The sequence below is a fragment of the Rhodopseudomonas sp. WA056 genome (assembly GCF_010906995.1).
In the GTDB taxonomy this organism is placed as follows: domain Bacteria; phylum Pseudomonadota; class Alphaproteobacteria; order Rhizobiales; family Xanthobacteraceae; genus Rhodopseudomonas; species Rhodopseudomonas palustris_G.
In genome coordinates this window covers 1-13,419 of sequence record NZ_QPFS01000128.1, presented here as the reverse complement: position 1 = coordinate 13,419, position 13,419 = coordinate 1, and the positions used below count along the sequence as shown (strand labels likewise).

11 protein-coding genes and 1 pseudogene are annotated in these 13,419 nt (G+C 64.7%); 1 reads left to right on the top strand and 11 read right to left on the bottom strand.

Annotated features, from left to right (window positions below; all coding sequences use genetic code 11):
* Positions 1-315: 315 nt before the first annotated feature.
* From DU475_RS20005 to DU475_RS19960, 10 genes are all read right to left on the bottom strand, one after another.
* Positions 316-810, bottom strand: coding sequence for a cytochrome c-type biogenesis protein (locus DU475_RS20005; RefSeq protein ID WP_164633105.1), 495 nt, complete (start codon positions 808-810; stop codon positions 316-318).
* Between the two features lie 13 nt (positions 811-823).
* Positions 824-2,806 (bottom strand): heme lyase CcmF/NrfE family subunit, encoded by a 1,983-nt coding sequence (locus tag DU475_RS20000; protein ID WP_013503265.1) that lies wholly within the window; start codon positions 2,804-2,806, stop codon positions 824-826.
* Positions 2,803-3,306, bottom strand: a complete 504-nt coding sequence (ccmE, locus tag DU475_RS19995; protein WP_047307560.1) for a cytochrome c maturation protein CcmE — start codon at positions 3,304-3,306, stop codon at positions 2,803-2,805. The genes DU475_RS20000 and ccmE overlap by 4 nt, the downstream gene beginning before the upstream one ends.
* Before the next feature lie 116 nt (positions 3,307-3,422).
* A complete protein-coding gene (ccmI, locus tag DU475_RS19990) occupies positions 3,423-4,526 on the bottom strand; it encodes a c-type cytochrome biogenesis protein CcmI (protein ID WP_164633104.1) in 1,104 nt (367 codons plus the stop codon).
* Between the two features lie 163 nt (positions 4,527-4,689).
* On the bottom strand, positions 4,690-6,093 hold the full coding sequence (locus tag DU475_RS19985) for a hypothetical protein (RefSeq protein ID WP_164633103.1): 1,404 nt from the start codon (positions 6,091-6,093) through the stop codon (positions 4,690-4,692).
* A 225-nt stretch (positions 6,094-6,318) separates the two neighbouring features.
* Positions 6,319-6,783 carry an RT0821/Lpp0805 family surface protein gene (locus tag DU475_RS19980; RefSeq protein WP_164633102.1) on the bottom strand — a complete coding sequence of 155 codons (465 nt, stop codon included), beginning with the start codon at positions 6,781-6,783 and terminating at the stop codon, positions 6,319-6,321.
* A 94-nt stretch (positions 6,784-6,877) separates the two neighbouring features.
* Positions 6,878-8,269 carry a sensor histidine kinase gene (locus tag DU475_RS19975; protein WP_047307563.1) on the bottom strand — a complete coding sequence of 464 codons (1,392 nt, stop codon included), beginning with the start codon at positions 8,267-8,269 and terminating at the stop codon, positions 6,878-6,880.
* A gap of 15 nt (positions 8,270-8,284) precedes the next feature.
* Positions 8,285-8,959 carry a response regulator transcription factor gene (locus tag DU475_RS19970; protein ID WP_013503271.1) on the bottom strand — a complete coding sequence of 225 codons (675 nt, stop codon included), beginning with the start codon at positions 8,957-8,959 and terminating at the stop codon, positions 8,285-8,287.
* Between the two features lie 125 nt (positions 8,960-9,084).
* Positions 9,085-9,657, bottom strand: a complete 573-nt coding sequence (locus DU475_RS19965) for a 3TM-type holin (protein ID WP_047307565.1) — start codon at positions 9,655-9,657, stop codon at positions 9,085-9,087.
* A 2-nt stretch (positions 9,658-9,659) separates the two neighbouring features.
* Positions 9,660-10,421: a glycoside hydrolase family 19 protein gene (locus DU475_RS19960; protein WP_164633101.1), complete on the bottom strand. Its 762-nt coding sequence runs from the start codon at positions 10,419-10,421 to the stop codon at positions 9,660-9,662.
* 646 nt (positions 10,422-11,067) lie between these two features.
* On the opposite strand from DU475_RS19960, the gene DU475_RS19955 reads away from it, so the two are divergent.
* Positions 11,068-13,185 carry a radical SAM/SPASM domain-containing protein gene (locus tag DU475_RS19955; protein WP_164633100.1) on the top strand — a complete coding sequence of 706 codons (2,118 nt, stop codon included), beginning with the start codon at positions 11,068-11,070 and terminating at the stop codon, positions 13,183-13,185.
* 11 nt (positions 13,186-13,196) lie between these two features.
* Here the strand turns inward: DU475_RS19955 and DU475_RS19950 are convergent.
* Positions 13,197-13,419 (bottom strand): annotated as a pseudogene (locus DU475_RS19950) (DUF2793 domain-containing protein); the annotation flags it as partial.

Below are 13,419 nucleotides of genomic sequence, written 5' to 3'. Positions count from 1 at the left end.
CACATGCCCGATCACGCTCGCAAGCCCCGCCACATACCTCGCAAACCGTACTTCACTGCCGCCGTCGAAATCGAGACTCATTTGGCGCCTCCATCTGCCAAAATCTGAATCTCAATAGATACTTGAGTCCCGCCTCACAGGCCCGCGACCTTGTGACTCAGTACAATTAGCGCAGCGTAATCCGCCGCGCGGCGCAGAGACGGCGCAATACGCTTCGCTATTGCGCCCTACGCGCAACACAAAGCCGGCAAGCCGCTGCCGATGGAAATCACACCGTTCTGACAGTCGAGCGGCGCGCAACGGAACCGGATCGGATCACGTCCGATCCGCGCCTTCTGTCAGCAGCTTGTCCAGCCGCGCCTGCTCGTCGGCGCTGAGCGGCTTCGGGGCTTCGCCGACGCGGGCGGTGTCGCGGCCGCGGCGGCGGATGTGCAGCCACAGCCCGAGCCCGCCGCCGACCAGCACCAGCGGCGGCACCAGCCACAGCAGCAGCGTGTGCAGCTCGAACCGCGGCTTCAGCAGCACGAACTCGCCGTAGCGCTCCACCAGATAGTCGATCACCTGCCTGTTGCTGTCGCCGGCGGCGATCCGCTCGCGCACCAGGAGGCGCAGATCCTTGGCCAGCGTCGCGTCGGAATCGTCGATCGACTGGTTCTGACACACCATGCAGCGCAGTTCGCGCGACAATTCACGCGCCCGCGCCTCCTTGGCCGGATCGGCCATCACCTCGTCGGGCTGCACCGCGTGCGCCAGCGGGGCCGCGAAGGCCGTCGCGGCCACGATAAGCAGAGCGGCAATCAGTTTCCGCATCGGTCTCTCCACCCTACTCCGCCGGCTGCAGCGCGCGCGGCGCTTTGGCGGGCTTCGGTGCGCCGACCCGGAGCCGGCGATCGGACAGCGACAGGACGCCGCCCAGCGCCATCAGGAGCGGGCCGAACCAGATCAGCAGCACCATCGGCTTGTGATACATCCGCACCGTCACGGCGCCCTGATCGTTGAGATCGCCGAGCGAGACGTAGAGCTGGCTGAGGCCGCGGGTCAGCAGCGCTGCTTCGGTGGTCGAGGTGCCGCGGGTGACGAAGCTGCGTTTCGACGGCGTCATCACGCCGACCGGCCGGCCGCCCTCGGTGACGGTGAACCGCGTCAGCAGTTCGCGGTAGTTCGGCCCCTGGCGCTGATTGGCGCCCTCGAATTTGAATTCGTAGCCGGCGAGCCTGGTGCTGTCGCCGGGCTTCATCGCGGCGATGTATTCGGTGTTCCAGGTGCTCTCGCAGACGATGCCGATCAGCGTCACGCCGAGCGCCGCATGGGCGAACATCGTGCCCCAGGCCGAGCGCGGCAGGCCGGCGGCGCGGCGCAGCGAGATCGACAGCGGATTGCGGAACAGGCCGATGCGCTCGACGATATCGACCAGCGCGCCGATGATCACGAACACCGCAAGGCCGATGGCCAGCGGCGCCAGCACCGCGCCGCCATGGACCCAGGCGTACACGAAAGCGACGGCCAGCAGCGCCACCACGCCGGCGGCGATCAGCCGCTGCGCCGCGGCGACCAGATCGCCGCGCTTCCAGGCCAGCAGCGGCCCGAACGGCACCGCAACCAGCAGCGGCACCATCAGCGGACCGAAGGTGAGATTGAAGAACGGCGCGCCGACCGAGATCTTGTCACCGGTCAGCACTTCCAGCGCCAGCGGATACAGCGTGCCGACGAACACCGTGGCGCAGGCAGTGGTCAGGAACAGGTTGTTCAGGACCAGCGAGCCCTCGCGCGAGATCGGCGCGAACAGTCCGCCCTGCTTCAGCGCCGAGGCGCGCCAGGCGAACAGCGTCAGGCTGCCGCCGATGAACACGCACAGGATCACCAGGATGAACACGCCGCGGCTGGGATCGGTGGCGAAGGCGTGCACCGAGGTCAGCACGCCGGAGCGGACCAGAAAGGTGCCGAGCAGCGACAGCGAGAACGTCAGGATCGACAGCAGGATGGTCCAGACCTTCAGCGCGTTGCGCTTCTCCATCACCAGCGCCGAATGCAGCAGCGCGATGCCGGCGAGCCACGGCATCAGCGAGGCGTTTTCGACCGGGTCCCAGAACCACCAGCCGCCCCAGCCGAGTTCGTAGTAGGCCCAATACGACCCCATCGCGATGCCGAGGGTGAGACAGACCCAGGCGATCAGCGTCCACGGCCGCACCCAGCGCGCCCAGGCGGCGTCGAGCCGGCCTTCGATCAGCGCCGCGGCGGCGAACGAGAACGAGATCGAGAACCCGACATAGCCGAGATACAGCAGCGGCGGATGCAGCGCGAGACCGATGTCCTGCAGCACCGGATTGAGATCGCGGCCTTCCATCGGCGGATTGGGAATCCGCAGGAACGGGTTCGAGGTGATCAGGATGAACAGATAGAACGCGGTCGCGATCCAGCCCTGCACCGCCAGCACGTGGGCGCGCAGCGACAGCGGCAGGTTGCTGCCGAGCGCGGCGACCAGCGCGCCGAACAGCGCCAGGATCGCCACCCACAGCAGCATCGAGCCTTCGTGGTTTCCCCACACGCCGGTGATCTTGTAGAGCAGCGGCTTCATCGAGTGCGAATTCTCGTAGACGTTCACCACCGAGAAATCGGAGGTGACGTTGAGCCACACCAGCGCGCCGAACGACGCGGCGACGAAGACGAACTGCACCAGCGCGGTCGAGCGCGCGACGTTCATCAGGCCGCCGTCGTTGAGGCGCGCGCCGAGCACCGGCACGGTGGACTGGATCAGCGCCAGAGCGAGCGCCAGGACGAGTGCGTAGTGCCCGGCCTCGGCGATCATTTGCGGCCCTCCGCGGCGTCGGCGGAGGCCTGCCCCGCCGTGGCCTGATCAGGCGACTTCTTGCCGTAATCGTCCTTCCAGTGGCCGTCCTTCTTCAAGGCGTCGGCAACTTCCTTGGGCATGTAGTTCTCGTCGTGCTTGGCCAGCACGGTGTCGGCTTCGAACACGCCGGCGGCGTCGAGCGCGCCTTCGGCGATCACGCCCTGCCCTTCGCGGAACAGGTCGGGCAGGATGCCCTTGTAGGCGACCGGCAGCGTCGCGCCGCCGTCGGTGACCTTGAACGACACCTTCAGTTGCTCGCCGCGCTGCAGCGAGCCGGGCTCGACCACGCCGCCGAGCCGGAACCGCTTGCCGGCGGCGATCTGCTGCTCCGCCACCATCTTGGGGGTCGAGAAGAACACGATGGAGTCGCGCATCGCGTTGAGCACCAGCCCAACAGCCACCACGAGCACCACCCCGGCGCCCCCGATCATCAACAACCGCCGCTGTTTACGCGTCATGGTCCGTTCGCCTCGGCGTCCTCTACCGGATGTTCGAAAGCGGCGCTCCACCGCGCCGCTTCGGAGTCTTTGTCTGACGAAGATGTCGAAAAACCACATCTTTCGTGCAGCGATCGTCAGCCGTCGAGCCCGAGGCTCCTGAGGCCGTCGTTGAGCTGTTTCAGCCGCTCGGGTTTGCCGGCCACCGCCTGACGCGCCTCGGTCTGCGCGTTCCTGGCCTTCTCGGTGTCGCCGAGCACCATATAGGCGCGCACCAGCCGCAGCCAGCCGTCGACGTCGTCGCCGTTCTGCTTCAGCCTGGCGGCGAGCTTGCCGACCATGCCCTGGATCATCGCGGCCCGATCGGCCTCGCTCATGTTCTGCATCGCCGCGGCGACGCTCTCCGGCGTCGCCGGCTGTGCAGTGCCATCGACGCGGGCGAGCTCGGCCTGCAACATCGGCCGCCACGGCGCATCGGCCGGCGCCTTCTCCAGCATCGCCCGCCACATCGTCGCGGCGTCCTTCGGCCGGCCGTCCTGCTCGGCGGCGAGGCCGAGGAAATAGCGCGCCTTGGCGTCGTCGGGATTGAGCGCGACGGCGCGTTCGAATTCGGTCTTGGCGTCCGCCGTCACCACGCCGCCCGCCGCCGAGGTCAGCACCTCGCCGAGATCGGCGCGACGATCGGCGGTGTCGCCCGCATAGGTGATCGAATTGCGATAGGCGCGCGCGGCGTCGGCGAACCGGCCGGTCTTGGCCAGCACCGGCGCCAGCACGGTCCAGCCGCGGCCGTCGGTCGGGTTCTTCTCCAGATGCGCCTCGACCTGCGCCACCAGGTTCTCGAGCGGCTGCGAATTCGGCGGCGCCTTGGCGCGCGCGAATAGCGGCTCGTCGGGCTGGGTCGGCGAGCCGAGCGGCAGATACACCGCCGCCGCCAGCACCGGCAGGCCGATCAGCGCGAGCACCGCCACCGCACGGCGCGGCCCGGGCCGGGCCGTGGTCGGCGTGGCGCGTTCGGTCTCGGCGCTGGCGAGCAGCCGGCGGCCGATCTCGACCTTGGCGGCTGCGGCTTCGGACGAGCCGATCAGCCCGACCGCGGCGTCGCGATCGACCTCGGCGAGCTGGTCCTTGTAGACCGCCGCCTCGCTGCCGTCGCGCTGCGCCTTGACGCTGCGCCCGAGCGGCCAAAGCACGGCGAACACCGCTACGGCCGTCATCATCGCGAACACAAACCAGAGCGCCATTCGAGCGGGATTCCGGGGTGAGGACTAAAGGGCCGCGGCACCGGCCCGGCGGGTCGAAAAGCCGGGCGGGTTACACCATGGTCGGACGATAGCCGCAATTGACATTTGCGGCACCGGATAAGCCGCCGCAGGGGACGAAACTTGATTTGAATCAAAGGGGAGCTCAGCCCGCCCGCGCCGCCGGCTTGCGTTCCACCACGACCATGGCGTTTTCGACCGCGCGGCTCATCAGCGAGGCGTAGTCCTGGCTGAACAGCAATTCGCAGAACCGGACCGCGGCCTGTGCCTGCTGATGCCGGAACGGCTTCACCCGCGGGTCGGAGCCGCGCAGCGACTGCACCAGCGCGTCGGTGGATTTCTCGACATATTGCTGCAGCTCGGAATAGGTCCGCTGCGTCACTTCGTTGATCGCCAGTTCGCTGGCATAGGTGCGGCACACGGCGACGAAATCGATCAGCGCCACCGCCTCGTCGACCTCGATCTGGTCGAGCTTGGCGCCGCTGGCGATGTCCTTGTCCGGACGCTGGCGCAGCAGCCGGCGAACCCGGCCGGGTACGCTCTCGATCTCCGACTTCACGGCGTTGGAGATTTCAACGCGGATCGCGGCGAGCTGCTTGCCCCAGGCCGAGTCGCTGCGGATGTCGAGTTCGGTGCGCAGACCGCGAACGCCGTCGTGGATCACCTTCAGGTTTTCGGCGACGTTGCCGTAGTGGCCGCGGCGGATCTCCTCGCGCAGATCGGCGGTGAGCCGCGCCAGATCCTGAACCGCCATGGTGACCGCAACGCCGTAGGGCGTGGCCGCGACCTTGATCTCGTCGTCGGAGCCGGCGACCTTGATCGCCAGCCGCACGATCTGCCACGGCTGGTTGAGATGGCCGAGGATCAGCGTCAGCGCGAACGGCAGCAGGATCGGCGTCTGCAGGCCCGGCACGTTGAGCGCGGCGATCATCGAATTGACCTGGCTGTCGCCGAACACCCGCAGGTTGCTGGAGAGCTTGCCGTTGAAGCTGTCGATCGCGTCGCGGTTCTTCAGCACGGCGCCGATCGGGGCGAGATCCTCGATCACCGACGGCGGCCCGACCCGCGACATCATGCGCTGGCGGTCGACGCCGGCCTCGGGATTGATCAGTTTCTCGATAGCGGCGGCGGCGGCCTGCTGCAGCTTGCGGACCTGCTGTTCGACCTGGGAGGCCGGCGCGCCGCGCAGGCCGATCAGCGCCGCCTCGAACTCGCGGATCTGATCGGGCATCCCCTCGCGCTCGAGCCACTGCCACACCGAGGTCAGCGACGAGCGCCGGATCTGGCCCGGGCGCGGGGTCTCCTTGGGATCGATCAGGAACGGCTCCAGCACCCGGAACATCAGCCGCGCCGGATCGTCGCTGCGGGGGCGGCTGTCGTCGTCGGAGCCTCGGACGATCTTGCGCAACTCCTCCAGCACGAAGCTGGCGACCGCCACGTCGTCGCCGCGCTCCAGCGCGCGCTCGAATTCCCGCATCAGCAGCGCCTGGGACTGCGGCGGGAGCTGGGAGAGATAGTCTCTCAGCTTTTCGGTCGGTGTCTGGCTCATGCGCCCATGGGGTTGCAGGCTGTCCGCACGCGTCGAACAGCGCACCGGTCGCACGGTGCCCGTCGCGCCACGGCGCTGTCCCCAGAGATAGCCACGGCGATATTAAGAAGGGGTTGAGGTGACCGGCGAGGTCACCGCATTCACGCTCCGCCGGAACTGCCGGTCATGCCGCCAACGTGCTGGAAACCATCACCTTCCAGCACGCAGCGGATGGCCTCCTCCGCCTCAGCCCTGCGCCGTCCAGGGTACGCCGTCATGGGCGCGGCAGGCGGTGCCGCGGGAGATTTCGATCTGCTGGCCGACCGTCACCGCATGGGAGAAGCCGCGGCAGGTGACGCCCTGTTTCAGATAGGCCGGCCCCGGCACGATGTTGCCGTAGCGGCCGGAGGCGGCGTTCTTCCACGCCACCGGGGCGCCGGATTCGCCGCGATCGAGCGCTTCCAGCTCGGCCGCATAGGCCAGCCGGCGGTCTTCGGCATTCAGCAGCGCGCCGATCTTCGGCCCGATCAGACCGCCCATCGCGGCGGCATCGACCGCGGCGCTGCCGTCATTGCGGCCGAAATCCGAGGTCGCGGTGCTGGTGAAGGAATCCACCCGGGCGACCAGCCCCGACGTGCGGTCGCATCCGGCCAGCGCCAGCGCGCCGGCGAGCAGCAACACCGACTTGCCCCACCGAAACGTCATCGTCATCCCCAACGGCTCCCCGAAGGCGTTCAGCCTACATCCATAACCGTTAAGGAAAACAAGATGCAAATCTGGCGACGCTGTGGCAGCGGCCGGCACGTTATGCCGCAGGCAGGGTCAGCTCGGCCCTGAGTCCGCCGATCGGGGCGTTGTCGAGCTTCAATTCGCCGCCGTAAAGCGCTGCCAGATCGACCACAATGGCGAGGCCGAGGCCGGAGCCGGGCTTGCTCTCGTCGAGCCGCTTGCCGCGCCGGGCGACGATCGCGCGCTGCTCGGCCGACAGCCCGAAGCCGTCGTCGTCGACCACGATCCGCAGCTTCGGCAGCCCGCCGTCCTCGTCGGCGGGTTCCGCCGCGACGGCGATGAACACCCTTCCGGCCGCCCATTTGCAGGCGTTGTCGACCAGGTTGCCGACCATCTCCTCGAGATCCTGGCGCTCGCCGCGGAACTTGAGACCGGCGGCGACCTCGGCACGAACCTCGATGGCGCGGTCGCGGTGGATCTTCTCCATGGTCCGGCGCAGCGCCTCGATCACCGGTTCGACCTCGGTGACGGTGCCGATCACCGTCAGCCGCGCCGCGATCCGGGCGCGCTCCAGATGATGGGTGACCTGGCTGCGCATAACCTCGGCCTGCTCCATCACCTTGGCGGCCAAGGGATCACCGGGCCGCGCGCTCGCCTCGTTGACCAGCACCGACAGCGGCGTCTTGAGGCCGTGGGCGAGATTGCCGACATGGGTGCGGGCGCGCTCGACGATCTCGCGATTGGCTTCGATCAGCGCATTGGTCTCGCGCGCCAGCGGCGCGATCTCGACCGGGAACCGGCCCTCCAGCCGCTCGGCGCGGCCGGAGCGGACGTCGGCGATCGAATCCGAAATCCGTTTCAGCGGCGCCAGGCCGAACCGGACCTGGAAGATCGTGGTCAGCACCAGCCCGATCGACAGCGCCAGGAAGGTGCCGGCGAGGTAGTAGTCGAAGGTGCGGGTCTCTTCGAAGATCTCGGTGGCGTCGCCGGCGACGGTGACGACGAACTTGCCGTCGAGGCCGAGATCGACCGGGCGTTCGACCATGCGCAGGGTCTGACCTTCCGGCCCGTCGACATAGCCGTGGCGGACGCCGGAGGGGCCGAGTTCGATGCCGCGGTCCTCGAGCCGGGGCAGCTTGCGGTCCCACAGCGACCGCGACGCGCGGGTCTCCGGCTTGTCGCCGTCGGTGCGGACCACCTGCCAATACCAGCCCGACAGCGGCAGATCGAACAGCGGCTCGCCGATCGATTGGAACGCCTCCTGGGTGGCGTCGGGGGTCGCGACCTCGGCGATGATGGTGCGGAGATAGAGATTGAGCCGGCGATCGAACGCCCGCTCCGAGGCGCCGCGATACACCGACGACAGCACGATGCCGGTAATCGCCAGGATCACCACCACCCAGGCGGTGGCGGACAGGAACAGCCGGGTGGCGAGCGAGCTGCCGCGGCGGGAGGGTTTGGCGGGCACCGCGTCGCCGGCGCGCTAATGCGCGTCCGCGGCCGGCGGCGACAGCAGATAGCCGAGCCCGCGCACGGTCTGGATGATGTCGACGCCGAGCTTCTTGCGGATGCGGCCGACGAACACTTCGATCGTATTGCTGTCGCGGTCGAAATCCTGGTCGTACAGATGCTCGACCAGTTCGGTACGCGACACCACCCGGCCGGAGTGGTGCATCAGATAGGCGAGCAGCCGATATTCGTGGCTGGTCAGCTTGACCGGATTGCCATTGGCGCTGACCCGGCCGGTGCGGGTGTCGAGCACCACCGGACCGCAGCTCAGTTCGGACTGGGCGTGGCCGGCGCTCCGCCGCAGCAGCGCCCGGATCCGCGCCAGCACCTCTTCGAGGTGAAACGGCTTGGCGACGTAGTCGTCGGCGCCGGCGTCGAAGCCCTGCACCTTGTCGCTCCAGCGGTCGCGCGCGGTCAGGATCAGCACCGGCATCGCCCGGCTGTTGCGCCGCCACGCCTCCAGCACCGAGATGCCGTCCATCTTCGGCAGGCCGATGTCGAGCACCACCGCGTCGTAGGGCTCGGTGTCGCCGAGGAAGTGCCCCTCCTCGCCGTCGAAGGCGCGGTCGACGACGTAACCGGCGTCGGTCAGCGCGGTGGTGAGCTGGCGGTTGAGATCGGGGTCATCTTCGACGACGAGCAGACGCACCTTCGACTCCGGTGGTTAGTTGTACGGACAGCGAACGCTGACGGCCTGACGCCTGACGGCGTGACGGATGTGAAGATGAGCGGCGGCGGGGTGAATGCGCGGTGAACGACGGCGCGCGCGCCGGATTACTTTTTCTTCACGACCGCTTTGACCAGCCTGTCGATCACGCTCGGGCCGTCCTGCCCGGTGGCGGCGCAGACCTTTTCGCGGGTCCGGCCGCTGACATAGACGCCTAGCACGCCGAATCGGAAACCCCAATAGGCGACCAGGAGCGTGGTGGCGCCGACCAGCGCGTTGATGGTGGCGACGTCGCCGGTCCAGAATTCATGCACCAGCACCGCCCACAGCGCGCCGCATTCGGCGGTCAGTTCGAACGCATAGGCCGGCCGCCACCAGCGCTGCACCGGATCGCTGGCGGCGATCTCGGCGCGGATCGTCGCCTGGGTCTCGGTGATCGCGACGCGCTGGGTCTCGGCTTCGGCGCGGATCGCCTCGCACCAGCGCGCTTCGGCCTCGGCGATCCGGTCCGGCGCCGCCTGCGGCAACGTCGCCTGCACCGCATCCGGTGTCGGCGCCGGCGCGCCGAGGGCTTCGGACAGGATCTTGCCGGCGGCGCCGCCGAGCGGGCCGCCGAGAGCGGTGCCGAGCATCGGCGCGCCGAGCCCGATCACCTGTTTGGCGAGATCGCTCCAATCCATGGTCAGCTCCTCTTGAGGGCCGCGGCCAGCGCGGCGATGAAGGTGGCGAGCCGCGACGGCCGCTGCTGCTGCTGCGGCTGCTGCGGCGGCGACGTCGGCAGCTCCGGCGCGAGCGGCGGCGAGGCGGCGATGACCGGCGCATCGCCCAGCGCCGCCTTCCAGCGCGCCAGCCACGCCTTGCGTGCGGCGAGGCCGATGGCGCCGCCGTTCAACCGTCGGGTGACGCCGACGACATCGTCGGCGCGGGCGAACGGCAGGCAGCCGCAGGCGACGAAATCGGCGACGCCGCAGGCGAGGAAATGCCGCGGATCGTTGACGAGGTCGGGCCGGCGGACGAGGTCGAGCCCGGTCACCCGGGCGAGCCGGGCATAGCCGTCGCGCCCGGTGGTCTGCACCGCGCCGCGGCCCCGATAGGTCCAGCCGTCGGCCGAGCCCGGCGCGTTGCCCATCCGCCCGTTGTAGACTTTGGCGGCGAGCGCCTCCGGATTGTGCGCGTAAGGCGCCGCGCTGGCCGGCGTCGGAAACCGCGACGGCCACACCTGCATCATCCGCGCCGCCGTGTAGTTCAGGTTCTCGACCACGTCGCGCCCTGCCCCGCATTCGTGGCTGACCTGCGCCATCACATGCGCGACCAGCAGCGGCGTATCGATACCGTGGCGAGCGAACACCTCGTCGGCCGAAGCGATCATCCCGGCGCGCAGCCCGGCGATCTTCCGATCGCCGTCCGGCCACAGCCGGATCAACTCGGTTCCGAAATCGGACATGCCAAAACCTCCGCCACGGCGCCCGCCGAAACGACGACGCACGCCGGTTGGTGATGAGTGAGAGATGGAAAGGAGCGCGAGGGATGATCATGTCGGACAGCAGTCCGACAACGTCCCCATCTTCGCCGATACGCAACCCGCCCCCCAGAACTAGATACCAATGAAGAGCGGTCCAAAAATACCTAACAGCTACATAGATACCACAAACATCTAATACATCGTCACAACAAACTATGCGACAATTGCTATTGGGCACCCGAAATCAGTATTATGCGATCGCATTTTCGAAGAGGATTCGGAGACGACAGTTTTTCGTCTCATTGCCCGCGCGGAGGCTTTTGTGGTTGCCGAACATTTGTACTTGAGCAATTCGGTTAGCGAACACCAAATCGCCAACTACCGAAACGAATTCAATAGAACAAAGAGTCGCCGGCAACATCCATCGAGCCGGAGGACCGCGAGGGACAAATTCCTTGAGAATGAGGATTTCATCAGAAATCCTTTGATGAACTCCCGCCTCACAAATCACCTAACCAGACTGTCTACGATTCACGACCAGTGCCTCGATCGACTCACTAAGGTCCGGGCGCGTCATCACAGTCAGTCAGCGGACATTCCAGGCTTGGCCTCAGAATTCACCGCTTGTATGGCCGACTTCATGGCATCACGCGCCATGACGCAAGATTTCGAACAACACAGGAAGGTTAACCCTGTTGTTGAGAACGATGACGATCCAGAATTTTCTATTGGTCAATTACTTCTGTATTTAATCTGCTCATCTCACGGCATGTCCGCCGGGTTCCGAGTAGTCGACAAATTAGCAGAGAATGAAAAGACTCAGATCACAATCCATCGCAATCCCAATCGAGTCGGCGCACTCCTTAATTTATGGCGCGGTTTTCTTCATCTGGTAGCCGGACGCCACGTTAAGGCACTCTCCAGTTTTAGAGCCGCCAAACACCTCTGCAATATCAATCTAGTCGCACAACTATACTGCGACGAACTCTCTGGGAAAGCAGGACAATTCAACCACGATCAAGTGTTGGGACGTTTTTGTTCTTATCCATTCTCAAAACTCTACACGAACCAGTCAGGAGAGACACATCACTGCTGCCTAGCATTCAGCCCCCTGCGGGCTGGCTCAATCGATGACCAAATATTTGATTGGAACTCAAAATCATCGATCGAGTTTCGCAAATCCATTCTAAGTGGAGCATTCACCTATTGCGACAAGACAAGCTGCTCTTTCATCGTCGGCGGATCGCTTCCCACTCGAGAAGAGGCAGCTATTGAAGACACTCGCATTGCCCAAATCATCGAGCAAAACCTCGTCAAAATCGAACCACACGGCCTTGAACTTGTGTTCGAACACGACGCGAGCTGCAACCTCGCCTGTCCAAGCTGCCGCAGCGAACTGATCGCCCATCCGAAAATTGCTACTGAACAACTAGATCAGCGCTTTCCATACCTCCTTGAGTTGCTAAGCAAATCCAAGCGACTTTCGGTCTCAGGATATGGAGACCCATTCTTCAGTCGCCACTACAGAAAATTACTGAAGCTCGTTTGTAAGGAAAACTCACCCGACCTGACAATCGACCTCATAACAAACGCAGCTCTTCTAACTCCTCAGACATGGGCCAGCTACGAACATCTACACTCAATGTTTGGCAGCATCAGCGTTTCGGTTGATGCAGCAAACAGAGACACTTACTCAAAGGTGAGAAAGCTTGGCGATTTCGACAAACTCATGAAGAATCTGGAATTTATATCGACACTGCGTCAAAGGGGCATATTCTCGACCTTCTTGATACAGTGCGTAGTACAGGCCGAAAACTTCCGAGAAATGGAAGATTTTGTTGAGCTTGGTCAACGCCTTGCAGTCGATGGCGTCATATTTCAAAGGCTATTTCCATACGGCGTCTACACCGACCCCGCAAAGTTCGAGAAGGCCGATGTCTTTGGCACTTCCCACCCTGAACACCAAGACTTCATTAGCATCCTGAGGTCGGACCGCCTCAAGAAGCAAGGTGTTAGCTTCTCGACTTTCCAGGACTTCTACGACAAAATCAACCCGATTGATTATTACTTCGATTCATTGACAACTGACGAGAATGGAATCTCTGCTTTCGGATGGGCATTCATCAAATCAGGGCATCAAGTTGGGAAAGTATCGATCGTCCTCAAAAAGGATGGCCACAACAAACGCTTCCAGTTCGAGACGAATCCAATAAGTCGCCCGGACGTAGCTGACGCTCTGGCGCAACCGGGTTTGGCGGAATGTGGGTTCTCCCTGCATCCGAGCGGAAGACGACTGCCATTCGGTCGTTATCAAGTCGGGATAAGAGTAGACTCGCCAAACAGCTCTGTAACTGACTTTACGAACCAATTTATTGAGATTGCTCGACAGCCCAAGGAGGCCATCAAGTACTCAATCGACCTCCTTGAAGGGGGTAACGACGTCGTGGTTCACGGATGGGCATACTTGGCGGGCGGGCAAGTGCCAGAGAAGATTTTCGTTGTGTTGAAATCGCTATCAAACAATAAGCGCACCTTCTTCGATGCAGAACAGGTATCGCGACCAGATGTAGCTGAAGCTCTCGGTCGGAATCTTGTAAAGAGCGGCTTTTCGTTCTCACTGAACGGCCGCCATCTGCCCGCGGGAGAGTACGAAATCGGCGTTCGCCTCGTGAGCGGAAAGAGACGAGCAATCCGCTACTCCGGACGTACTGTTTACTTCGCAGGCCAACCCGCAATGGTGGCTTAGTATTCTGAAAATCAAGCAATTTCGACGATTCCAGTCGCAGCAACCGTCTGCCCAGACGCCACTCCGATACCGCTATTATCAAACCTCGTAAACACGATGATACCAGACCCCGCCGCCGCCGATGCCACCATCAGGACGTTGGTACTGACGTTGTTCGCCGCCAGAATGCAGTGCCCCGCCGGAGTGATCCCCGGCGGCAGGGTGACGTAGAAGTACGACACTGCGCTGCCGATG

Excerpts from the sequence above, each read along its gene's own strand:
- DU475_RS19955 (WP_164633100.1), top strand. The coding sequence starts at position 11,068 with ATGGCCGACTTCATGGCATCACGCGCCATGACGCAAGATTTCGAACAA.
- DU475_RS20000 (WP_013503265.1), bottom strand. The coding sequence starts at position 2,806 with ATGATCGCCGAGGCCGGGCACTACGCACTCGTCCTGGCGCTCGCTCTG.
- DU475_RS19960 (WP_164633101.1), bottom strand. The coding sequence starts at position 10,421 with ATGTCCGATTTCGGAACCGAGTTGATCCGGCTGTGGCCGGACGGCGAT.
- DU475_RS19980 (WP_164633102.1), bottom strand. The coding sequence starts at position 6,783 with ATGACGATGACGTTTCGGTGGGGCAAGTCGGTGTTGCTGCTCGCCGGC.
- ccmE (WP_047307560.1), bottom strand. The coding sequence starts at position 3,306 with ATGACGCGTAAACAGCGGCGGTTGTTGATGATCGGGGGCGCCGGGGTG.
- ccmI (WP_164633104.1), bottom strand. The coding sequence starts at position 4,526 with ATGGCGCTCTGGTTTGTGTTCGCGATGATGACGGCCGTAGCGGTGTTC.
- DU475_RS19965 (WP_047307565.1), bottom strand. The coding sequence starts at position 9,657 with ATGGATTGGAGCGATCTCGCCAAACAGGTGATCGGGCTCGGCGCGCCG.
- DU475_RS19985 (WP_164633103.1), bottom strand. The coding sequence starts at position 6,093 with ATGAGCCAGACACCGACCGAAAAGCTGAGAGACTATCTCTCCCAGCTC.
- DU475_RS20005 (WP_164633105.1), bottom strand. The coding sequence starts at position 810 with ATGCGGAAACTGATTGCCGCTCTGCTTATCGTGGCCGCGACGGCCTTC.